Origin of the sequence: Pseudomonas sp. MS15a(2019), assembly GCF_013277805.1 — a bacterium.
Lineage (GTDB): Bacteria > Pseudomonadota > Gammaproteobacteria > Pseudomonadales > Pseudomonadaceae > Chryseomonas > Chryseomonas benzopyrenica.
Window position 1 is genome coordinate 42164 of sequence record NZ_VBTN01000015.1, and the last position, 21500, is coordinate 63663.

Sequence of the window (21500 nt, forward strand, 5' to 3'; positions counted from 1 at the left end):
CGCGGCTTGGCATCCCTCGGCACGTACCGGATCGATCAGAGATGGACGCCATGCTGGGCACCGTCACCGACCTGGCGATCGGCTCTACGCTTGGTATCGCTCAACCCGTGGTCAGCAAGTTGCGTCGGGACCGTGGCATTCCGGCGACCCGCGACGCCCTGAACTGGACGGCCGAGTTGCAGGCGCTGCTACCCCTCCTATCTGACGAGGCCTTAGCCGCCCGGGCTGGCTGCGGCGTGGTGCAGATCCAGGCCATCCGCCGCGGCGAGCAGGTGCTTTCGAACAAGACGCCGCTCAGGGAAATCACCGGCCTGTTGGGTACCTGGTCAGATGAGGACCTGGCGGCGCAGCATGGAGGGACCCCTGCCCGCTATGCCAGCGCCCGTCAGCGCCGCGGTATCCCTGTGCGCGGCCGAGCACCTGAAGCACAAGCCGATTCGGTGCGATAATCACCCCCCTCCCCTACTACATCACCGCCGCCCACTACCGATGCAGTTTTCCTCCAGCCTTCTCGCCCCCCACCAGCTCGAAGCCCGCGCCCGCATCCTGGACGGATTCAAGCGGCGGGCCCGGCTGCAGGTGCATATGGCGTGTGGGACCGGCAAGACTCGGCTTGCGCAGGGTGTCGCCGCGGCGCTCGATGCCCGCAGTATCGTCATCTTCCTACCCTCGCTCGCGCTGGTCAGCCAGACGCTGCAGGCCTGGGTGAGCAACGCCGAGCTGGATCTGGAGCGCGTGCTGTGCGTCTGCAGCGACGAGAGTGTGGCCACGCTCGACGACGAGCATGAGGTGCTCGAGGATCTTCCGGTGGCGGTCACTACCTCGCCTGAGGAGATCGCGCTCAAGGTCAGCACCCTGGGTCGAGACCTGATCGTGTTGTGCACCTACGCCAGTGCCCCTACCCTCGCCCAGGGCCTGCCGCCCGGTTTTGCCTTTGACCTGGGGATCCTCGACGAGGCGCACAAGACAGCCGGCGCCGCCGGCCGCCGCAACAGCTTCGCGCTGAGTGACCACGCTACCCTGCGCATCGACAAGCGCCTCTTCCTTACCGCGACGCCGTTGGCCATCGCTGAGGAGGAAGGCCCGGCCGGTACCGGGCCCATTTACTCCATGACGGATGAGGCCGTCTTCGGTCCGGTTGCCTACGAGCTCAGCTACTCCGCGGCCGTCGCGGCGGGGATCATCTGCGATTTCCGCGTCATCATCTCTGTAGAGGAGGTGGACGACGAGCAGCTCGCCGAAGCGCTGGAAGATGAGGAGCGCCGCTACGCGGTGCATGCCCAGGAGTTGCTGCGGGCGATGACAGACGTCGGCGCCCGAAAGGCTTTCGCCTTCTACTCGCGGATCTCGCAGTCGAAGCGCTTTGCCACCGCGCTGCGGGAGGCCGTCGGCGCCGGCGACTTCTGGGCGCGCCACATCGATGGGTCTTTCCCCTCGTGGCAGCGCACCCGCCTGCTGCACCAGTACGGCCGGGCCCCGCGCGCAGCGCTGTCCTGCGCACGCTGCCTGGCTGAAGGGGTGGACGTGCCGGATACCGACCTGGTCGCCTTCATGCACCGGCGGGAAAGCCACGTCGACATCGTCCAGGCGCTCGGCCGCGCGGTGCGCAAGGCGCCGGGCAAGCGCTACGGCTATGTCCTGATACCCCTACGCCTAAAGCGGAGCTCCGGCGAGTCCCTCATTCAGGCCGTGGCGCGCAGCGACATGTCCACGGTCTGGCGGACCCTGGCGGCGCTCGCCGAGCAGGACGACGCCATGCTCAACGAGGTGCAGCGCGCTGCAGTAGACCAGGGCGAAACCGGACAGCCTGCGTCGCCCGGCTGGTTCAACAAGCTGCACGTCATCGCGCCTGCAGGTCGTCTCGACGCGGGCGCCTGGGCCGCCAGCCTCAAGGCTGTGCTATCAACGGAGCTGGTAGGGCGCATCGCCGGCAGCTGGCCGCACTATTACGGTCTCCTGCGTGCGTTCGTGACTGACCGGGGCCACGCCCGGGTCGCCCGCAGCTATCGCACACCGGGTGGGCATACCCTGGGCGCCTGGTGCTCTCGCCAGCGCGCGCTCCACCGGCTAGGCCGGCTTGCACCCAACCGTGCCGAGCAGCTGGAGGCCATCGGCTTCGAGTTCGATCCGCGAGAGCATGCCTGGGAGCGGGGGTACGAATCCTTACGCAGCTATCTGGCAGACACGGGATCGCCCTCCCCCGCCGTCGACGTCGTCACCGCAGACGGGCTCGCCCTGGGCCACTGGTGCAGCGAGCAGCGCAAGGCCTATCGCATCGGCCGGCTGGCGCCGCGGAAAAAGCAGCTGCTTGAGGCCCTGGGCTTCATCCTGAGCCCCTTCGACGACGCCTGGGAGAAACGGTATCAGGCGCTGGTGGCGTTTAAGGAGCAGCACGGTCACCTCCGCATCGCCCAGCGCCAGGTGCTGGTAGACGGTACCGATCTGGCGGACTGGTGTCGGAACCAGCGCAGCCGTCAGATCGACCTGTCCAGGCGCGATCGGCTGGCCGCCCTGGGCTTCGATTTCGGCGCTGGCGTGTTGGACGCTCGCTGGGAAGCCGCCTACGCCGCGCTGCAGGAGTTCGGTACACGGCATGGCCATGTGAATGTGCCGCTCGACTTCGTGCTGCCTGATGGGACAGCGCTTGGTACCTGGGTCGGGAACCAGCGCGCGCGCTACCGCGACGGCCAAATGGACGCGCAGCGCATTGAGCTGCTGAATCAGCTGGGTTTCGTGTGGGAGATGTTCGGTGCGGCCTTCGACCAGGGCCTGCAGCACCTGGAGCAGTTCAAGGCCGCGCATGGCCACTGCGATGTGCCGATCGCCTACGTGGCTGGCGATGGTTACAAGCTCGGCAGGTGGTGCTCGAATCAGCGCACGCGGCTGAAGGACAAACCGGAGGATCCGGATCACGGCCGGCTGCTGGCCGCTGGGTTTTCGTTCGATCCTGCGGAAGCTGCGTGGCAACAGCACTTTGCAGCGCTCCAAGACTACCTGGCCGCCAATGCCGGCGGCTCGGTACCGGTGAAACACGTGACAGCTGCCGGCCTGCGGCTGGGTTCATGGGTATCTCGGCAGAAAACCCTACTAAAGGCCGGCAAGCTCCACGATACGAAGCAAGCCGCCCTACGCCGATTGGGCGTTTTGTCGTAGCAGTCCACGCTGTGCAGTAAAGCCTGCGGGGCGTCGATATTTCGCAGTTCACGCCCTTAAAGGGTGTGAACCTGCCCCCTAACGCATTGAAACTCCTCTCTAATTCGATAGCCGAGACTGCACTCCGCCCGATTGATGGCATTTTGCCGCTGGAAAGGGGTGCTCTCTGTGCAACTGCGCGCGGCTCGTCCTACCACGGCAAAACGAGAGCACAGCCGTCCGCACACCGTAAAAGATGCTGAATGCACTATTGCGGACTGAACGCTCAAAGAGCATTATTACGCCGTTGACCATTCAAAGCGGAGTGTGGGATGAATAAGCTGTTCGAGCACGTACCGAGTCAGTTGGGCGCAAAAAACGCCGGCGCATTGCTTCGCAGTTTCTCCGAGAAGGGAAACGCGGAGCTGGCCATGCTGCGCACCGACGTCATCAAGCCGGACGAGCAGAAACGTGCCCGCACCTGGTCCCTGGCCGAAGCCGCTCAGCTGATCGACAAGTCGCCCAATACGATACGCGCAGCCGAAGCTGAGATCGTGGCGGCCTTCGAGGCAGGCGACTCCTCTGCCAAGCCGATCCCCAAGGACGAGCGCGGTAAGTGGTCGTTTACCCTGGACGACATCAACCGCTACCGCGATCGGTTCGGCTCACGCTACCTCCGACCCGCCGGCTCCAGCTCGATTATCATCGCCGTATCGAACTTCAAGGGTGGTGTCGCCAAGACGACCACGGTCGTTCATCTGGCCCAGAAGGCAGCTATCGAAGGCCTCAGAGTGCTGGTGGTCGATCTTGACCCGCAAGCATCCAGCACCGTCAACCTCGGCCCCTATATTCCCGATATCGAACTCAGCAGCGAAGATATCATCAACCAGGCGCTGTTGTTGGATCCCCAGGCAATTCGGCGCTGCACTTTCGAATCCTACTTCCCAGGTATCCATCTGATACCGGCGAACTTAAGTTTGCAGGAACTGGATATCCAGTTGCCTAATCCCGAGATGAACAACTCGGAAAATCTTGGCAGCCCGGTGTTCCGCCTGCGTAATGCGCTCGATGTTGTAAGAGACGAATATGACCTGATTCTTCTCGACTGCGGCCCGAACATGGCGAGCGTATCGCTGAACGCCATGATGGCGGCAAATGGCCTTATTGTGCCGATCCCGCCAGGCACCTATGATTACGCGTCCTTCGTGATGCTTTGCTCCGCTCTGGCCAGCCTGTTTGAGGCGGCAGAAAAGGAATTTGATTACTTGCGCCTGATGATCACCCGTCATCCAGGGCCCAAGTTTCAAGCGGCGATGAAGATAGAACAGCGTATTCGCCATCTTTACGGCGACTACGTGTTGAGCAATGTAGTCAATCTTACGGCCGCCATTGAGCGCGCCAACGCGGAACTTTCTTCTGTGTACGACCAAGTTCCGTCGAGATCCACTCGCGACTCTTATCGCCGCGCTGTCGAAATTCTCGATGGCGTCAACGATGAGATTCTTAAAGATTTGAAAACTATCTGGGAACAGCAGGCGCAAGCTGCGGGGAGAGATAAGTGAGTGACATGCCTCGAGCGCCCGGTGTAGCAGGACTGTTCACCGCGCAGCTTGTCGAAGAAAAACAAAAGCTGGCTGCCGCAGGCCCCCGACGTGTTCATCCTGATGCCCAGAGCGTAGGCGGTGACAGCCTGCTTGCGCGGTTTCCTGAGAAACCCAAGGCGCCGCAGCAACCGGAGATCTCCGACGCGGAACGGCAGGGAAATCTTATTCAGGAGATCGATCCGTCTCTTGTAGAGCCGTGGGCGTTTGCTGATCGCCCCGAAGATGAAATGGGCGATCTGGACCAGCTGACGCAGGCCATTCGCGCAGCGGGCCAGGCGGTTCCCGGGCTCGTTCGTCCCAACCCGAGCAAACCAGGGCATTACGAGCTTATCTTCGGCCTTAGGCGTTGGCTCGTATCCAAGGATCTTGAGCGGCCGTTCTTGTGTGTTGTGAAAGAGCTGGACGATAAGTCCGCCTTCGCCGCCATGGAGCATGAGAACAACCTTCGGGAGAACCTCTCGAGTTGGGCCAAAGCCAAATCATATCAGCGAGCCCTAGATCAAGGCGTCTACAAGAATCAGACGTCGCTGGCTGCGGAGTTGGGCCTGCAACGGCAAACGCTTAACAACCTGCTGACCTTCTTCCGGATTCCGCGCGAGCTGATGGATGCGATCGGGCCCATGGGTAAGGTCAGTGTCTTGACCGCTAAAGCCATCGTGGCTCTGGTCAACGACGAGAATCACGGAGAGCGCTACAAGCGCACCCTTATAGAGCTGGCCCCACGGATCAGGTCGGGTGCTATGAGCGACAAGGTTCTGCAGCGGGTAGTGCGCAGCAACCAGGGCGCGGTGGGTGCCGCTAGTGCGATCGAGGTCGTAGGTAAAAGCGGCGAGAAACTGGGAAGCATCCGTCGCACGGAGCGGGGGTCGGTCCAGATCACCCTGTCTTCAAAGCTCAACAGCGACCTAACCCTGGATGACTTGTCGAAGCGAATTGCTGCTTTGCTCGAGCAACAAGGAGATGCTGGCGCCAGTGAAGACTAGACCGTCGGGCAGCGTTGCACGTGGGCGAGCACCTTTTAGGTTGCTCGCCTTTCGTGCTTATAGCGCTCCGATAAGTTGCGTCGTTCAGGGCCGGTTCAATTCTGGGCGGTTAGCTGCGGGTTCCACGGATGAGCCCTCGGAGACCGTGCAGCGTACAGCGAGACCTCGCCCTCCCCTACTGAAGCACGGGGCGCTTATCTCGCGTTCCCTCGATTCGAGGGTGGTAAGGATTGCATTTGCTTCATTCTCTGTGAATTTGTCGTATGCATACGACAAATCTGATCTCGTCCTTCGTCAACGCCGCGTAAGTGAGCGAAGCGTGGACAGTCAGCCGTATGCATACGACAGCTTCGCCCTACAACAGGGGCCTCGGGCGAGGCCTGTTTCAGCACGCCCAAATTTGTCGTATGCATACGACAAAACGGTCCGGTGCTCCCCGGCGCCGGCCGCTTCCACCCTGGACGCCCGGGATTTGTCGTATGCATACGACAAGATGGCCGGTGCCTCGGCCCGGTACCTGGTGCCCGATCGGGGTAGCTCGATTTTGTCGTATGCATACGACAAAACGGTCCGGTGCTCCCCGGCGCCGGCCGCTTCCACGCGGGACGCCCGGGGCTTGTCGTATGCATACGACAAAATCGACGAGGCTTCGGACCTGCGCTTGGCGCCCAATCTGGATGGTTCGGACTTGTCGTATGCATACGACAAAATGGTCCGGCGCACCGCTGAGCTGACCGCTTCCACTCTGGGCGCTCGGCATTTGTCGTATGCATACGACAAGATCGCCATCGCCTCTGACCTGCGCCAGGTGCCTGATCTGGTTGCTTCAGTTTTGTCGTATGCATACGACAAATCGGTCCGGTGCTCCCCGGCGCCGGCCGCTTCCACCCTGGACGTTCAGGATTTGTCGTATGCATACGACAAGATGGCCGGTTCCTCGGCCCGGCACCTGGTGCCCGATCTAGGTAGCTCGATTTTGTCGTATGCATACGACAAACCGGTCCTGCGCTCTGCAGAGCTGGCCGCTTCCACCCTGGACGTTCAGGATTTGTCGTATGCATACAACAAAATGGCCGGTGCCTCGGCCCGGCACCTGGTGCCCGATCTAGGTAGCTCGATTTTGTCGTATGCATACGACAAACCGGTCCTGCGCTCCGCTGAGCTGGCCGCTTCCACCGTGGACGTTCACGATTTGTCGTATGCATACAACGAGATGGCCGGGGCCTCGGCCAGGCACCTGGTGCCCGATCTAGGTAGCTCGATTTTGTCGTATGCATACGACAAACCGGTCCTGCGCTCCGCTGAGCTGGCCGCTTCCACTTTGGACGTTCAGGATTTGTCGTATGCATACGACAAGATGGCCGGTGCCTCGGCCCGGTACCTGGTGCCCGATCTGGGTAGCTCAATTTTGTCGTATGCATACGACAAAACGGTCCGGTGCTCTCCGGCGCCGGCCGCTTCCACTCTGGACGTTCAGGATTTGTCGTATGCATACGACAAGATCGCCATCGCCTCAGACCTGCGCCAGGTGCCCGATCTGGCCTCTTCGGCTTTGTCGTATGCATACGACAAAACGGTCCGGCGCTCTGCTGTGCAGGCCGCCTCCACCCTGGTCGCTCAGGATTTGTCGTATGCATACGACAAATTGGATGACCCCATTTATAGCTTCTGGGCCAACCGGCGATTAGCGCCGACCACGATTGGCCTCCCTCGCCAATCAGTAGGCTATGAGTCCGCTCCGCCTGATACAGGCCCTCCACCACCACCTCACATAGACCGGCGCCGCCAAATCGGTAGGACGCCCAAGAAACCCGCCACTAGGCGGGTTTTTTTATGCCTAGGAAAAACACGATGACCACCCTATGCACTGTGAACGACCTCTACCATCACAGCAGATCGAAGCCCTTCACTATGATTCCCGTCACCTACCTGAGGCATCTCCAGCGCGTCGCTGAGATCGGCCTTGATAGCTTCGGAATGTGGCTCTCGCTTTACGATCTCTGCAGCAGCAATCCGAACATGGAGCGGGAGATCAGCTGGTCTTTCCTCGCGAAGCGTTTTGGGTTTTCAGAGAACACGGCCAAGCGCTTGTGCAAGCGACTGGTCGAGCGGGGGCTGCTTGAGGTCGTGGTACGAAGAGCAGAGAACGGCATGAGTCTGCCGAACGTCTTCCGCATTAGGCTCAGCGAAGTGATCCTGGCCAAGCTGAACGTCAGCTGCCCTGATCGAAAGCAGCGCGAAGCTGCGCTCGAAGGGTTAGTCGAGACCCTCGAGACCAGCGGGAGAAGTAACCAGGTAGAAGGGGAGATCGGTGTGAAGCCGACGGGTATTCGTCAACCGGACATGCCGAAGTCCACTGCCTCTACCCAAGGTGAGCTATCGGCTTCTGAAGGGCATTCAGATCAAATGGCAGTAACGGTGGAAGCGCACGGTGACGGGATATCCACCAGTGGTGACGTAGAAAGCCTTTGCGGAGACGTAAAACAGGCGTGCGACACGGAGGTAGATGCTGCAATGGTCATCCAGGCATCAGCTCAGAGAGAAGGCCGTTCACTCACTGCCATCGAGCGGCTTGCCCTCAGAAGCATCGGCACGAAACCGAAAGCGCCCGACGTGCCGAGCCGACTACGTATGAACCACGATGCCCCTCGCGAAGCCGGTAATCAGGTGCCCGCGGCAGGGGGGCCAAATCTTAAAAGAGGGGGGACCAGAATTGCCCCCCAAGAAATAACTCTTCCGAGAGAAAAAACACAAAACGCGTCGTGGCTTTTTTCAATCATGGAAAAGCTTGTGAAGAGCGGCGTCGCCAGCGATCGCCTACCTCAGTTGGCCAAGGAGGTTTTTCAAAGCCTGCAGAATGGCGCGCTGGCCAAGCACCCAACAGCTAAAGCTATCAACATTGCTGCGAAGCTTATCAGGCAGGGCACGTGGACGACGCCAAGACTTCACCACCCGGCGATGCCAGCCTGATGGCCACGAAGCGATCACTGCACGCCTGGGTATTGGGCAGGGCGGGTGAACACTCAGCGTCGCGATCAGAACTCGAACGCGATCTGCGATGCAGCCGGGTGAATCAGGTGAACGGGTGCATCCACGATCTGATCGGGCTTGGCCGCGTACAGCTCCGCATAACGAGCCCTGACCTCAGAGCCGGTGGTACACGCTACGTCGAGCTTCAACGATCGCGCGACGGTCAGCCGCACGCCTGCGAGCAGTTCAGCTTCATGTGCGGTTGGGATACAGGTGGGCCATCCAGAGACGTAGTGGAGATGCCGAGGGATCGTCGCCTCCGCAGATTCGCGTATGCGGCATACCTCTTTCGCATTACGGATCCGCGCCAATGCCTTGTGGTCGAGCAAATGAGGGGCGATGTCGCCCAGCCAGGCGCCGGACTGAAACGAGAACGAAGACCTCGCTTCAAGGGCAACCATCCTGCGATAGGTATCCTGGTTGCTCGCGCAGGCGGCGGAAGCGATCAAATCAGGCTTGGAGGCCATGATGCAGAACGAGCAGCTCACTCGGCTCATGCCGTAACGCGTGTAGGCCTCGTGCAGCTCTCGGCCGTGGCCGGCAATCTCGCCCAGTACCTCAGGCAGCGTCCATTCGATGATCGAATTCCACACCAAGCCTTGCAGGCCGCGCCGGCTAAGTCGGGTGTCTACCTTGGATACCGGCATCTTGCTGCGGCTGGAGCTTTCCTGGCGACGGATGCCGGTGACGTTGATGATGTCTTGTCCGGGAAAACGCTTCTTGAGGTAGCTGGCGATCACCGCGCTCTTGAGCTCCGAGGTGCAGAAGCGCATCGACGGTGTGCTCCAGGGCAGGATCAGCTTCACGCACGAAAGGTCAGCGTAGCGACGAACGTTGTTGTCCCAACGGCCCTCCCAACGCTCCATCATCCCGCCCGCCTCACGGCGTACGACGGCAAGCTCCCAGCCGATCGCACTGGCCAGTTCCTGGCACTTGGGGAGGCTCTGCTCCCACTCCACCGAGCCAAGATCGGCATGAATCAGCAGCCGGGGCCCACGGTGGCCAAGCTGGTCCAGGTAGGCAGCCGTTGCCAGTGCACAGGCGTCCGAGTCCTTGCCGCCGCTTACGCCGATGGCGACCACGGCATCACGGGAGAGGAGGGCGTCGATTTCAGCAGTTCGGGCGACGACAGACATGAGGAGATCCGCTATTGGAAGGACCTCTGCAGGATCTCCCAATCCCCAGGAATGCAACTTCTGCACGGCTTGCGTCCATGCGGGATCGTCCTTGCATTCTCAGGAAAGGTGCCAGGGTATCGGGGTACCCCTCATGGACCTGAGACGATGGATATCCGCTACGACGATTTCGTTGAGTTACTCGAGCACCTTGCGCACGCTCCGGAGAAAGACCTGCCGCCGATGAGCGTCGCGTCAGTTATCAAAAAAGTGCGCGGTACCGGCAATCCGCGGCTGCACTATGCCCGCGGCCACGTGACGGTCACCTTCCAGACGAAGTACGGGCCGTTGCAGATCGGTGAGGCCTGGGTGGCCTATCCAGGCCCGGATGACGACACGACCGAGTGGGAAGTGTTCATGGCGGTCGAGCTCGACGAGCAGACCTGGTCGTTCGGTGACACCCGTATTATCGACGAGCACGGCCTCCTGTCACCGATCGACGGGGGGAGTTGTGCATAGAGCTGATGGATGCGATCAGTTGGGTCGGCTGGGAACCCTATGTCGAAGCGACGCTCCCAGCGCGTGAGGCGAGCTGGAACGCGGTCAAAGACCAGTACCCTGACATCCGCGTCGACCCCTGGGGTGCAGGGTGGGGGAAGCCAGGCAAAAAGGGCAGGAAGAACCGAGGTGGAAAAGGCCGATCAGGCAGGAAATCCGGAACCGCGCGCCGAGGTGGCAAATAATGCGCAGTAGCAACCTGCAGACGATCGATGACCCGGTGTCCTGTCCGTCCTGCGGAAACCGGGTACATTTCTTCATCAAGCGGCACTACCAGGGGTCAGGCGAGTATTACGTCGACCTGGACGGGGGCACTGCGGACAACACCGATATGTACTCGAACCTGAAGGTCCGCGATGGGAAGATTCTCTACTGCGCCGACTGTGATGAGCCGGTTGCCCAATGGCGCCCGGGTGACCTGGGCAGGGTTTTTTCGGGCCGCGCCGGTGAGAAGGGGAGGGTAGATGGATAAGCTCGAGCCTGCAGGCGCCGTCTGGCATCTGCTCCACCTGGTCTCGATGGATAAGCCGCCGCAGGGCAAACCGTGCAACGGATGCGGCCTGTGCTGTATTGCCGAGGTGTGCGACCTCGGCAAGGAGCTAGGTGACGAGGAGAGGTGCCGAGCGTTGATCTCGCTCGGTACCGGCCGCTTTGCCTGCGGGCTGGTGGCCGATCCCTATCGGTTTCTGCCGCCGGAGCGGTTGGTGCCTTGGCATGCGATCGACCAGCTCGCCCCGGGCGGCCAGGGCGGCCAGGGCGAACAGGCCTTGAAGGCGCATTTCGCCGGCCTGCTGGGCGCCGGCCGCGGGTGTGATGCTGATGACGAGGCGATCCAGGCGTTTCAAGACGAGGCGGATGCAAACCGACAGTTGCCTCTCCTGTGATGCAACAGCAGCAGGCTTTGGCGTTTACCCCTCCCCGCGGTCTCGCACCTGGCCCTGGGGCATCGTGGGCGGGGCGTACCTATGACCAGAATTTATGTGGCAGCGCTACGACCCTAAGCGCAACGACCTGGCGCAAAGCACGGGTAGAGGTCTGCCGGAATGATGCAAGGCAGGAGACCACGCTCGACTGGCAGAACGCCCTGGAAGCCGAAGCCTCGGTGTTCCTGTTTGGCAAGGATCCTTCCAGTAACAAGTCCCCGGATATCACACCCCGGTAAGGTCTCTCGGCCAGGAGCAGAGTGGCATTCCAAGCGTCGACCGGCTCGAAAGGGGCGGTTTGATCAACTCCAGTAGCGCGGATGGGGTCTTTGGCACCAGCGGCTTGCTGCAGGTGCCACCGATGCTTTGCCTGGCCGGCACCAGGTGATACGCCAGCGGCCTTTTACGGCCTGTCCTCCTCTCCGCGGCTCAATGCCGGCATACTGACCTGACAAGCCGCCCCAGGAGAATCGCAGTGATCAAGAACGGTATGCCGCCGATCCACCCGGGCGAGATCCTCAGGGGGGAGTTCCTGGTACCGCTGCAGACCGACACGATAGCGTTTGCTGAGCGGCTTGGCGTTCCGGCCGCTACGGTGGAGGCGGTGGTGAATGAGCGCGCGCCTGTGACGCCTGAGCTGGCGTCGAAGCTGGCGGCACATTTCAAGACATCTGAGGGTTTCTGGCTGTCGCTACAGGCCACCTGCGATGAGAGGGTTGCAGCTGTTGCCCAGCAGGCGGCCGAGACCAAGCCTGCTTGCGGATTGAAGCAATAGCGCATGGCGTTTCAACTGACCCCTGCTGCGCCAGCGACAAGCCGATATGCAGCAACCCACGGCGACACATTGGGCGGCCGGCTATGGCCGATCTAGTCGTCCAGGCGTTCGTCGATGGTCATTGGCAGGATGCACTCAACATCCACTTTGACGATCCAGGCAGGCATCCTGTCAACAGCCCCTGCAGCTGCCGCTACCTGGCGTCATTTCTCGCTCAGTACCTGACCGAATCCGGCCCATCGCTGCAGCACGCCGTGAGCGCGAATCTCCCGCTGAGCTGGGACGTTGTTCGTCTCTCGCATTGGCCGGCGTTCCTGTTCGATATCGTGCCCTCCGGTGCGGCGCGTCGATTCCTGCTTCCCCGTCTCGCGCTGGTAAGCGGGCAAGCCACCCAGCCGGCATTCGAACTGCTAGCGCGCTGTACCCTTGCCCCGATCGGTCAGCTGCGGATCCGCGAAGCCGCAACGATCGGCGAGGAGTGGGCGCCGATCGCATTCCGGCGAGACCAGGTCATCGATCAGGGCCCCGACTTCCTTGATCACGCCTATGCGCAAGGTGCCCTCCTAGGAAGCGCCACCGGCGCCGGGGGCGATGCGCCAAAGCTGCTGCTGACCCAGGGTACTCAAGGCGAGCTGTACCTGGACGGCACTCTTGCTGACGACTTGGCAGCTCGGCACTGGCTCGTCAAATTTCCCCGCAACCAGGGGCGCGCGGCGGACCAGGACGTGCTTCGTAGCGAGTACCGGTATTACTTGGCGGTGGATAGCCTGGGCCTGGAGACGATCTCTGTTGATGGGCTCATGCTCGAGGAGGGTAGGCAGCCGAGCCTATGGTTGCCACGCTTCGACCGCCGACCCGGTGCCGCGGGTCTTGAGCGGGTCGCTGTCGAGTCGATCTATTCGTTGACAGGTACGCTGGTGCCCGGGAGCTACCTGGGGCACCTCGACGCTATTGAGGCCCTGGTAAGGGTGTGGCGGGCTTCCGGCCAGGACGCCGCTATTCCAGGCTTACTCGATGAGTACCTGCTGCGGGACTTGCTCAATCAGGTGGTGGGCAACACGGACAACCATGGCCGCAACGCTGCGATCTTGCGTGACGGAGAGGGCGTACGGCTGGCGCCGATCTACGACCTGGCGCCCATGGCGATGGATGAGCAGGGGGTCACTCGGGCCACCAGATGGCCGGCGCCGGTTGAGCAGGGCGGCACCATCAACTGGCGGGAGGTCTGCCAGCTGTTGGCGGCATGGGACGATCCGGAGAGGCTGTGGCTCGCTCTGAGGCAAAACGCTGAGCGACTGCGCGCGCTGCCTGATCTCCTGCAGCCGGTGCTGCCGACCAGTGCCTGGGAGCACCCCACGATCCCGCTGCGGTGGCTAGATGGTTACCTGCAGAAAGCAGATCTGCGATAGCGAAGCTTGGCGCCCAAGCGTTCTTGCCCACGGACTGACGCTAAAAAATTTGGAAGCCTGGCTTTTGAGACTAGGCTTCCAAATCCCATGGCTAGCGGCCTTCGGACCCTGAGCACGCCTGTCTGATTAGTTAAGAGACACAGCCATCCAAAAAACGACGTCGATGTACGCAGCATTCGGGGTATTGGATTTAACGGCCCACTCCTCACCGTCAGGAGGGTTCGGAGAACGCACGGCGTAGTAGGTTGTTCCGACATTCCGCCATATTGGGACTTGTAAAACCCCATCACCTACGTCTTCAGCATCTTCAACGTCACCATACGCCCGCTCATAAAGCATCACAGACTGTTGCTTTAAATACTGGATGGCGTCTTCAAGCGTCTTGTACTTAGTTGAGAAGGTAGCTGATGATTCGATAAGCGCGCTTGCCGTATCCTGAACGTTAGAAAACTTAAATAGCATCTATTCTTCCTCGCTCACATTCACAAAACCGGGCGCCGTAATCATGCGATTTAAAGGCTTATCTTTTCGCCATTCCATTCCCGCCCCTTCTACCCAAGACTCCAATATGGCGGCTGTAATCGGCCTGGGTCCTCGCATCGCATGCATGATTTCAGCAGCACATTGGTGGTAGCCACGTCTGTAGGTGCCTTCCGTTTGCACTTCGGCAGGCCCTAGGTCTCCACCCAAGAACTCGTCGAGCGAAAATCTGACGCGGTAGGACTTGGGGGTGAACGTGACGTGATCGTCTGCTGCGGCTGAAGCCGTATTCCAGTCGCGATGTCCGTGCATGGCAGCAACGGCTTCGAGAGCCTGGCTATGGGTAAGCTGTATGTTCTTCGCAGATAGGTGAGCGCGCAGACGCTTGGCCTGCGATTTAAGCGATTCGATCGTGGTCATGATGTGTTCTCAAGATACCGGCTCGCATCGCGTGTCGGCCCTCCATTGCGACCTGCCGGTGAGAATCACCATTAGGAGGTAGAGCCTTGCTTTCACCATGCCGATATGGCGGAGGGGGCGGGCAGCAAGTGGCCTTGTTGTAGCCTATTTCAACCATATGAGATTATCAAGTTCCGCGATGGGCGTGGCCGTAGCTGATTGTCCATGCCAATCGCTGACGCCGAAGATAGCGGTACCGGCATCCCCGGGCAGCTCGCTGATCTACGCTTTGGACATTTCCTAGCGCACAGCTAGAACCATAACCGTCTAGCGGCCATGTTTGAACGTTCCGTAGGCAGCCGACTATGTTGCGAAGAAACCGAGGGCAGACTTTGCTTATTGGCGCCGAGCTTCTAGATTATCTCGTAACGCTACGGCCTTCGGTGGAGGCGTCGCCCACTCAGACGTGATGCTTATCAAAAATGGCCTCTATCGCCTTTACTGCGGCAGAAAATGCCTGGCTGCTCAGAAAACTCGCCCGTGACTGGGAAACCAGCAAGACGAAGCCCTCGACAAGGAGGGCTTCGGCAGGGTGCGCGCTGTTACGGCAGCTGCCAGATGATATTAACTCGCAAACGAGGCAGCCAGAGCTTTGGCGCGAGCTGACACCTTCAGCTGCCGCCGCTCAGCTTCTTCGATGGTGAGGGCACCGATGAGCTCCTCAGCCAGCTGGTCAGCAGTGCTCAGGTCCGTCTGGTCGAAGTCCAGCTCCAGCTCTTTGTACTTGCTGTAGGCCGTCACCTTCGAGGCAACCGCCTGGATGGAGAGGGGCCCATAAGCATCTGGATCCTCGCGGTAGAACGCGAAGTCGCCGACGGCGAGATCACCCGCTTGGCTATGCGCACCATAGGCCTCGGCCAGGGTGCGAGCGTAGGCCGCCAACTGGTCAGCGCTGGCCGGTGTCGTCGCCTTGCCGGCGAGATCAATGATGACTTCCGCCAGCTGCGCGGCAGTGAGGAGCGCCTCCGGCTCGAACGGTAGCGCCTGCTGCTGCTTCATCGATCGGCCCTTCACCACGCCATCGTGGCTCAATACTTCGATGGGGCCGAAGCGGGACGGCTCGTCGCGATGAAAGACCAGGCGGCCCGGTACGACGGTGCTCTGTGCCGTATCGTTGGTAGAGGAGGGGAGGGTTGCGATGGTCATGGTGAGGCTCCTGGTTGATATCTGCCATTCACCCTGACATAGCTTTTTAAAACGCAAGGGGACAGGCACCCGGCAGGCCTCAAGGCAATATCTGAAATTGCTGCGAGATTCTGAAAATACCAAAACCGAAAATAGCCGATGACAACAATCTACCCATAGCTTTCGTCCACAACTCGAAAGCCTATGCCCACCTTGCAGCAGTCGTAGATTTGCCGGAAGCCTACTCCAGGTCTCGACCCACTTTGTGTATAAGGGGCCCATAGTTTGGCTGTATTTGAAGAAGCCACATGCGGAGAATCTCTCCTCTATAGGAATCGTCAAAGGCGGGAGCCATCTCGCTTGGCTTAAGTTGAGGGGTGAGGCGAACAATGCGTGCATCCGCCGTCGTAAGCCACTCGAAATGCCTTGAGACCATGCCAGCGGTCGATCCAATAATCTCGAACTCCTGCGCCTCATTGCGATCGAGCGGCTTTGCAAAAAACTCTATGAAGTCCACCCTGTCGCCGTCCATCTTCGCAACGGGGGCGTGTTCTTCCCAGGTTGAGTGAAATATCAGATAGAACGCCACTTGCCGCTCTAAGTCACAGATTATCTCTTTTCCTTCAGAATAGAACGAGATGCCATTGATGATGAAATTAGCGATTCCGTCCTCGCTAATTGAATTTGGGTATTCTGGCTTTGCATGTATGCGGCATACGAGCGGGGGAACTACGCCAATTAATCGGTCGCCAAAGGCTCCGGCGATGTTGCGCTGCAAGGCCTCTGGAAACCGTAGATTTATCGTACCTTTTGGTGTCTCAAAGTCTTCTACCTTGTTTATGGTCCATTGCCCAAGCGACTGCCAATAAACGGCAATCGTGAGTGATTGACCCTTGAGATAGGCATAGCGCTTGAGCCTTGCTAAGTAATTCTTGCTGAATGTCACTGGTTGATTGAAGTTCTCCGTACGCGCGTGCTTGACCTCCACGAAGTAGCGCTCACCGGTTTTGAGCGCTACGAAGTAGTCAGGGGCTTGGACATCGGCCCCGTCATAAAGTGGAGCCGCTGTATCTTCTGGAGCAATAAGATCTGCCTGCCCTAACGAAGCCACCATGTACTCGAACATCTTCTCAGCCCGGCGGCCTATCAGAAGGCGCATATCCTCGATTCCAAGCTTGGTGGCTTCGTCAAAGGAAAACACCTCGCCAATGCGGTTAAGTGGAAGATTAAACTCCCGGCCAATATCCGCTGCCAAATCTAATGCACCAAATTTGGTTGATTGTCTTGTTACGCGTTTCATTAAATTATTCTTCACCCAATCGTTACCTGATAAATGTAGCATGCGCATTGGATTGCGACCCGCATAAACGCTTCACAGCACCTGAACATGTCTGCTTTCAGACTTAAGCCGTCGTCTATAGGAAAACTGTGAGGGCTGCTCTTAACTGGTAACTGCCCACCGCCAACGATAGCTTTGGGTCGGACACTGACCCCTTGCGTTCTATCGGTTCTTCGTACGCTGTCTGCATCAACTGCAGGCCACCAAGATGAAATCCATAGAATCCCTCGCCTAGGAACGGGCTTTTTTCCCCCTCGAGCACTACCGCCAGGCGGTCCTGTGCAAGGAGGCCTATCCCTGGGCACGACGGTACCTCGCATACCTTCCGGCGGACGCTGTTCGTGACGTGCTGGCCGCAGTGCCCGTTCACCTGCAGCCGTCCGTCCAGCTCATAGACGAAGCTGTCCAGTGTGGTTGGTTCGTGGTGCCCAACGGCAAGAACGGGACGTTCAGCGCTCGCCAGTTTGCCGAGCGCTGGGGTATGGCCGCAGCGCTGCCGTGGCTGCCGGACATCCTGCAGCGCGCGCTAGAGGCCGAAGCACGGGCGCGGCACCACCGCCCCGCGGAACGCCACACCTTCGGCGTTCGGCGGCTGCCTGGGTTCGTGGATCAGGCCCTGGCCCTGCCTCACCGCCTCTCTCGGCTCCCGCTCGATCACCAGGCCGGCGCCATCACGGCAGAGCTCTGGTTCCAGGTACTGGCTGACGTGCACGCTGCGACCGCTGCGCTCGCGGCACAGATCGAGTGCTTTGCGCCGGCGTGGATGTGGGATCCGGCCGCCTCACTTGAACACCAGGTTGAGCGCCTGCGGCAGCATGGGTGCGCGCACCTGCTGATTGCCTACGTGTCGCAGACCCGAGACCGCTGGATCGATAGTCCTGAGCAAAAGAAGCTCGAGGATGTGTTGTACCGAGGGCTACCGGTGGTTGAGTACGAACGGTGGTACCTGGAGAGGGCTGCGCGAGCGCGAGCAGAGGAGGAGGGACGCTGGCGCGAGCACTTCGCCCGGATCCGTGAGCTCGCCGGTATCTTCGATGACGCTCGCAGCTTTGCGCGGATACCGCTGGGGCGGCTGATCCGCGAGCTTTCGGGAGGCCGCTTCATATTGCGGCGCGAGGCAGCTTCAAATCCCAGCCTGGTCGTCGAAGTCTCGCCGAACTACCTGGTCGGCGCGGGAGAGGGGATAGACGAGCCATTCGCGCTCGCAAACTTTTGCCAGGCGCTTGCCGATGCGCTGGCCGATGTTCCGTGTTCCTTTCCTGGGTACCTTGAGGCGTGCCGCCAGGCTCGGGCCTCGCTCGTCGCGTTCCAATCCAGCATGGCTGCTCCCTGCTAGCGTTGGAGGCGAGCTTACTGCCAGTTCGCGCCCTTGATCGGTATGAACCTCGCTCGCAGCAGCGCTGAGTTATGTCAGTGTGATGGTCACCTGGCCTATAGGGGGGATCACCGATGAAGGTACGCATTGAGGTAACGACTGACGAGCTCGGGGACATGGGGTGCGATTCGGTCGAAGAGCTTGCAGCCCGCCTGCGGGAGCAGCTGGATAGCGGCGTTGTGGGCGACGCCGGCGAGGCAGGGAGCGATTGGCTCGTCGCCTACGAGCTGACGGCTAACCTCGGGAGCTAGAGAAAATGGAAATCATCCCCGCCTTCTATGCCGACATCTTTTACGCCCTGATGTGGCTCTGCGTGATAGCCAGCGTCTGCAACGCGGGTGCGTGGCTGTGGAAGCTCCTCATCAACCTGGATATCCGGCAGGACTACGCCCCGGCTCTGTGGGCGCTAGGCCTTGCGTTGGTGGCCTTGTTGCTGTGGTATGGCCAGGGCGCGCTCGGCGCTGAAGCGCCGCGCTATGAACGAGGGGAGGCGACGTTCATCACCTTCTGGATCTTGCTGTCGGGCGTCTGCCTCGTTGGGCCTTTTGCACTCCTTTTCCATCGTTCGCCGGACTCACCCAGAGGGCCCGGCGCGTAACGCTTCAAGTCGCGCGCCTACGCCTTCTGAACAGCTTGGCAATCGCCCAGGTCAAACGCTTGCCCGCCGGCCTGGAAGCTGACATCCAGGTCGGTCAATCGCCTGTAGTGGTTTTGCCTGTCCGGCAATCTCCAAATGCCACGCGGGCGAAGGGTTCCCTCGTATCGGGACGGCGGCTGCCGGGAGCTCAGTCGTTGGATAGGCTTATCCCCTAGCCCCCCGTCAGCAGACACGCCGGTCAGGCCCAGCCCACGTCCAAAGTCTCGTTTCCTCAGATTTCCCACCGCAGTAGGACCTTTAAGCGAGATCGGCGATCTCTATGACCTCGGTAACCGTTGCCCATAGCAAGGAGAGGTCATGGAACAAGGAATCGATCGGCTTAGAGCGGCTCTAGCGCCGTACACCACCACAGCTGCGCCACGTCCGGCTGACAGGGCGCTGGTGGTAACGGTCAGTTATGAGGAGGCGGAGGTCACGCGCGCTGTGAAGCTTGCGGACCTGGAAGATCCGGCCAAGCTCGCCGATGTCATCAACGATTTCAGGCGCGATGTGGCACTGGGTCGGGAGGGCGGTGAGGAGGAGCACGCGAAGCTGATGCGGCGCCTAGGCTCGCGCGGGTTGGAGTCTTTCAATCCAGAGCTGCATGCCGCGCGCAAGGCGAAATAGCTCATTCGGACAGGTACAGATAGTGACCGCGCCTGAGGCATCGTAAGGCGCGGCTATCGCTATTGGGGAGGCCGGCGGCCGTCCCTACTCCTCATCGCAGCGACACACCACTGAAGCCGAGCGCGATCGACAGCTGCTGCGCAGCAGAGGCGCCCAGGCGCTTCGCGAACCGATCAAAGGCATTGTCCTTGACGGTGAAGTCGACCTGGCTGGTGGCGCCCACCAGGTCCCGGGCGACATAGTCGACATCCCCCAGCTTATCGATTAGCCCCAGCTGCTTGGCCTGCTCGCCGGTCCAGATCAGGCCGGAGAAGAGCTCCGGATGATCGGCATCCTTTAGGCGATCGCCTCGGCCGGTCTTTACCGACTGGATGAACTGCTGGTGTGTCTGCTTGAGCACTTCGTTCCAGAAGACGGTCTCTTCAGGGTTCTTCGGCTGGAACGGATCCAGGAACGCCTTGTGCGCGCCGGAGGTGTAGGCCCGGCGCTCCACCCCGACGCGGTTCATCAGGTCGACGAAGCCGAACGAGGCCGCCGTCACGCCGATGGAGCCGACCAGCGAGGCTTTATCGGCCACGATCTCGTCGGCGGCCGCGGCGATGTAGTAGGCACCTGAGGCGCCCAGGTCCTCGATGACGGCGTAGACCGGCACCTTCGGATGCAGGCCGCGCTGGCGCTTGATCTCGTCGAACACCTGGCCGGCCTGTACCGGGCTGCCGCCGGGCGAGTTGATCTTGAGAACCACGGCTTTGGCGCGCTCGTCATCGAACGCGCGCCCGATGGCCTTCTTCAGCGCGGCGGCGTTGGCCTCGGCGCCGTCGGCGATCTCGCCCCGCACCTGGATGACGGCCGTGATCTGCTTGGCTTCATCCGCCTCGTCGAGTTGCAGGTGCTCGACCAGTACCGCACCTGCAACCAGCAGCAGGCCGGTACCCCAGAAGGAGTACTTGAGCAGCTTCAGCCGGCGAGAAGCGCGCCGCTCTTTGATGAGGTCGCGGATGAGTTCGGGAAGTAGCGTGTTGTCGTGTTCGGACATTGGAACCTCGTGGCGGGTATCAGACCGCCAGTGTCGCGAGACCCGCGCCGAAAAAGTCACGAGTTCGCCCCTTGAATGGGTGTGTACCGGCCCGGTTCTCGCCCTGGAAAAGCTTGAATCGCCAGCCTAGGGCGAGGTGGCGCGCTGATACTGATCCCTTCTTCCAGTCGGGATTCCAGCCATGAAATACGCGCTCGAGCACAGGGGCGGTCGCACCCTGCCAGTCGATCCGGCCATTTACCTCAAGGCCATCAAGGCCCGTTTGGCATGCGCCCAGGCGCAAGGTGCCAGAAGCATCTGGATCGATCACCGCGATGGGCTGTGGCATGGCAAGGCGACCCATACCGCGCTGATCAGCGCTCTGGAGCAGCTCGCTGCAGAAGGCTACGGATTGAGTTGGGACGAGATGCGCGGCATCCAGGTGCTGCGGTTGGATGTCGATCCGAAAGTGTCCCTGGCGCCGGCGGCCGTCCGCAGCGCGCTGGGCCTGGTCGAGACCTGGGACACCACTCCCTTCAAAACCCCGGAGCCAGTGGCGCCGCCGGTGAGCCATGGCAGCCAGATGGGCGACTACCTCCTTTTCCTCGCGCTGATTGCATCCCTGGCCGGCGCCCCCTTCGGATTGGCACGTATGCTCGACGCGCCTACACCCGGCCCCTGGCTACTCACCTTCTACTACGGGGTGTTTGGACAGACCCTCTACACCTGGGGCTCGGTTCTGGTGAAGGGCTTCTTGGCTGCGGAACGTTCGCGCCGGCACACCCCGCCGGCCTGATACGCCACCGGCGCCTGTCGATGGCGCCCGGTGCTGGCGGCTGGCTAGATGTCCTCTTGACGCCGCGTGCTACCGGAATGACAGTCAGCGTCCCACGTTTCGGAGGGTGAATATGACT

Annotated in this window: 22 protein-coding genes; 16 read left to right on the forward strand and 6 right to left on the reverse strand. The window is 60.8% G+C overall.

Annotation, left to right across the window (positions count from 1 at the left end; translation table 11 throughout):
- The 6 genes from FEZ61_RS21460 to FEZ61_RS21485 all read left to right on the forward strand — a co-directional run.
- The coding region (locus FEZ61_RS21460) for a hypothetical protein (RefSeq protein ID WP_207105570.1) at positions 1-449 on the forward strand (449 nt) is incomplete at its 5' end.
- A gap of 40 nt (positions 450-489) precedes the next feature.
- Entirely contained in the window at positions 490-3153 is a 2664-nt protein-coding gene (locus tag FEZ61_RS21465) for a DEAD/DEAH box helicase (protein WP_064306884.1), read from the forward strand.
- Positions 3154-3464: 311 nt separating this feature from the next.
- Positions 3465-4694 (forward strand): AAA family ATPase, encoded by a 1230-nt coding sequence (locus FEZ61_RS21470; RefSeq protein WP_064306885.1) that lies wholly within the window; start codon positions 3465-3467, stop codon positions 4692-4694.
- 5 nt (positions 4695-4699) lie between these two features.
- Complete coding sequence (locus FEZ61_RS21475; protein WP_231893025.1) at positions 4700-5719, forward strand: ParB/RepB/Spo0J family partition protein; 1020 nt, start codon at positions 4700-4702, stop codon at positions 5717-5719.
- A gap of 616 nt (positions 5720-6335) precedes the next feature.
- Positions 6336-7574 carry a hypothetical protein gene (locus tag FEZ61_RS21480; RefSeq protein WP_156522259.1) on the forward strand — a complete coding sequence of 413 codons (1239 nt, stop codon included), beginning with the start codon at positions 6336-6338 and terminating at the stop codon, positions 7572-7574.
- On the forward strand, positions 7571-8689 hold the full coding sequence (locus FEZ61_RS21485; protein ID WP_064306888.1) for a hypothetical protein: 1119 nt from the start codon (positions 7571-7573) through the stop codon (positions 8687-8689). Before FEZ61_RS21480 ends, FEZ61_RS21485 begins: the two co-directional genes overlap by 4 nt.
- A 65-nt stretch (positions 8690-8754) precedes the next feature.
- On the opposite strand, the gene FEZ61_RS21490 is transcribed toward FEZ61_RS21485, so the two are convergent.
- A complete protein-coding gene (locus FEZ61_RS21490) occupies positions 8755-9885 on the reverse strand; it encodes a phosphoadenosine phosphosulfate reductase family protein (protein WP_064306889.1) in 1131 nt (376 codons plus the stop codon).
- A gap of 147 nt (positions 9886-10032) precedes the next feature.
- Between FEZ61_RS21490 and FEZ61_RS21495 the strand changes: the two genes are divergently transcribed.
- From FEZ61_RS21495 to FEZ61_RS21515, 5 genes are all read left to right on the forward strand, one after another.
- On the forward strand, positions 10033-10383 hold the full coding sequence (locus tag FEZ61_RS21495; RefSeq protein WP_064306890.1) for a hypothetical protein: 351 nt from the start codon (positions 10033-10035) through the stop codon (positions 10381-10383).
- A 223-nt stretch (positions 10384-10606) separates the two neighbouring features.
- The gene (locus tag FEZ61_RS21500) at positions 10607-10894 is read left to right on the forward strand and encodes a hypothetical protein (protein WP_064306891.1); all 288 of its coding nucleotides are present in this window, start codon (positions 10607-10609) and stop codon (positions 10892-10894) included.
- Positions 10887-11306 carry a hypothetical protein gene (locus tag FEZ61_RS21505; protein WP_064306892.1) on the forward strand — a complete coding sequence of 140 codons (420 nt, stop codon included), beginning with the start codon at positions 10887-10889 and terminating at the stop codon, positions 11304-11306. Before FEZ61_RS21500 ends, FEZ61_RS21505 begins: the two co-directional genes overlap by 8 nt.
- Positions 11307-11820: 514 nt before the next feature.
- On the forward strand, positions 11821-12120 hold the full coding sequence (locus FEZ61_RS21510) for a HigA family addiction module antitoxin (protein WP_082900349.1): 300 nt from the start codon (positions 11821-11823) through the stop codon (positions 12118-12120).
- Positions 12121-12203: 83 nt separating this feature from the next.
- Positions 12204-13529, forward strand: coding sequence for a HipA domain-containing protein (locus FEZ61_RS21515; protein ID WP_064306893.1), 1326 nt, complete (start codon positions 12204-12206; stop codon positions 13527-13529).
- 126 nt (positions 13530-13655) lie between these two features.
- Here FEZ61_RS21515 and FEZ61_RS21520 read toward each other — a convergent pair whose 3' ends face one another.
- The 4 genes from FEZ61_RS21520 to FEZ61_RS21535 all read right to left on the reverse strand — a co-directional run bounded on the left by FEZ61_RS21520 (position 13656) and on the right by FEZ61_RS21535 (position 16893).
- Positions 13656-13991: a hypothetical protein gene (locus FEZ61_RS21520; RefSeq protein ID WP_064306894.1), complete on the reverse strand. Its 336-nt coding sequence runs from the start codon at positions 13989-13991 to the stop codon at positions 13656-13658.
- Positions 13992-14429, reverse strand: coding sequence for a glyoxalase superfamily protein (locus tag FEZ61_RS21525; protein WP_064306895.1), 438 nt, complete (start codon positions 14427-14429; stop codon positions 13992-13994).
- Between the two features lie 603 nt (positions 14430-15032).
- Positions 15033-15614 (reverse strand): hypothetical protein, encoded by a 582-nt coding sequence (locus FEZ61_RS21530; RefSeq protein WP_064306896.1) that lies wholly within the window; start codon positions 15612-15614, stop codon positions 15033-15035.
- Between the two features lie 220 nt (positions 15615-15834).
- Positions 15835-16893 carry a hypothetical protein gene (locus FEZ61_RS21535; protein WP_064306897.1) on the reverse strand — a complete coding sequence of 353 codons (1059 nt, stop codon included), beginning with the start codon at positions 16891-16893 and terminating at the stop codon, positions 15835-15837.
- Positions 16894-17278: 385 nt separating this feature from the next.
- Between FEZ61_RS21535 and FEZ61_RS21540 the strand changes: the two genes are divergently transcribed.
- The 4 genes from FEZ61_RS21540 (at position 17279) to FEZ61_RS21555 (ending at position 19571) form a co-directional block, all read left to right on the forward strand.
- The gene (locus FEZ61_RS21540) at positions 17279-18268 is read left to right on the forward strand and encodes a hypothetical protein (RefSeq protein ID WP_173150411.1); all 990 of its coding nucleotides are present in this window, start codon (positions 17279-17281) and stop codon (positions 18266-18268) included.
- Positions 18269-18381: 113 nt separating this feature from the next.
- On the forward strand, positions 18382-18558 hold the full coding sequence (locus tag FEZ61_RS21545) for a hypothetical protein (protein WP_173150413.1): 177 nt from the start codon (positions 18382-18384) through the stop codon (positions 18556-18558).
- Between the two features lie 5 nt (positions 18559-18563).
- Positions 18564-18905, forward strand: a complete 342-nt coding sequence (locus FEZ61_RS21550) for a hypothetical protein (protein ID WP_064306898.1) — start codon at positions 18564-18566, stop codon at positions 18903-18905.
- 357 nt (positions 18906-19262) lie between these two features.
- A complete protein-coding gene (locus FEZ61_RS21555; RefSeq protein ID WP_064306899.1) occupies positions 19263-19571 on the forward strand; it encodes a DUF3509 domain-containing protein in 309 nt (102 codons plus the stop codon).
- 91 nt (positions 19572-19662) lie between these two features.
- Here FEZ61_RS21555 and sppA read toward each other — a convergent pair whose 3' ends face one another.
- The gene (sppA, locus tag FEZ61_RS21560) at positions 19663-20607 is read right to left on the reverse strand and encodes a signal peptide peptidase SppA (RefSeq protein WP_064306900.1); all 945 of its coding nucleotides are present in this window, start codon (positions 20605-20607) and stop codon (positions 19663-19665) included.
- Between the two features lie 181 nt (positions 20608-20788).
- On the opposite strand from sppA, the gene FEZ61_RS21565 reads away from it, so the two are divergent.
- Positions 20789-21382, forward strand: coding sequence for a hypothetical protein (locus FEZ61_RS21565; protein WP_064306901.1), 594 nt, complete (start codon positions 20789-20791; stop codon positions 21380-21382).
- The last annotated feature ends 118 nt before the right edge of the window (positions 21383-21500 follow it).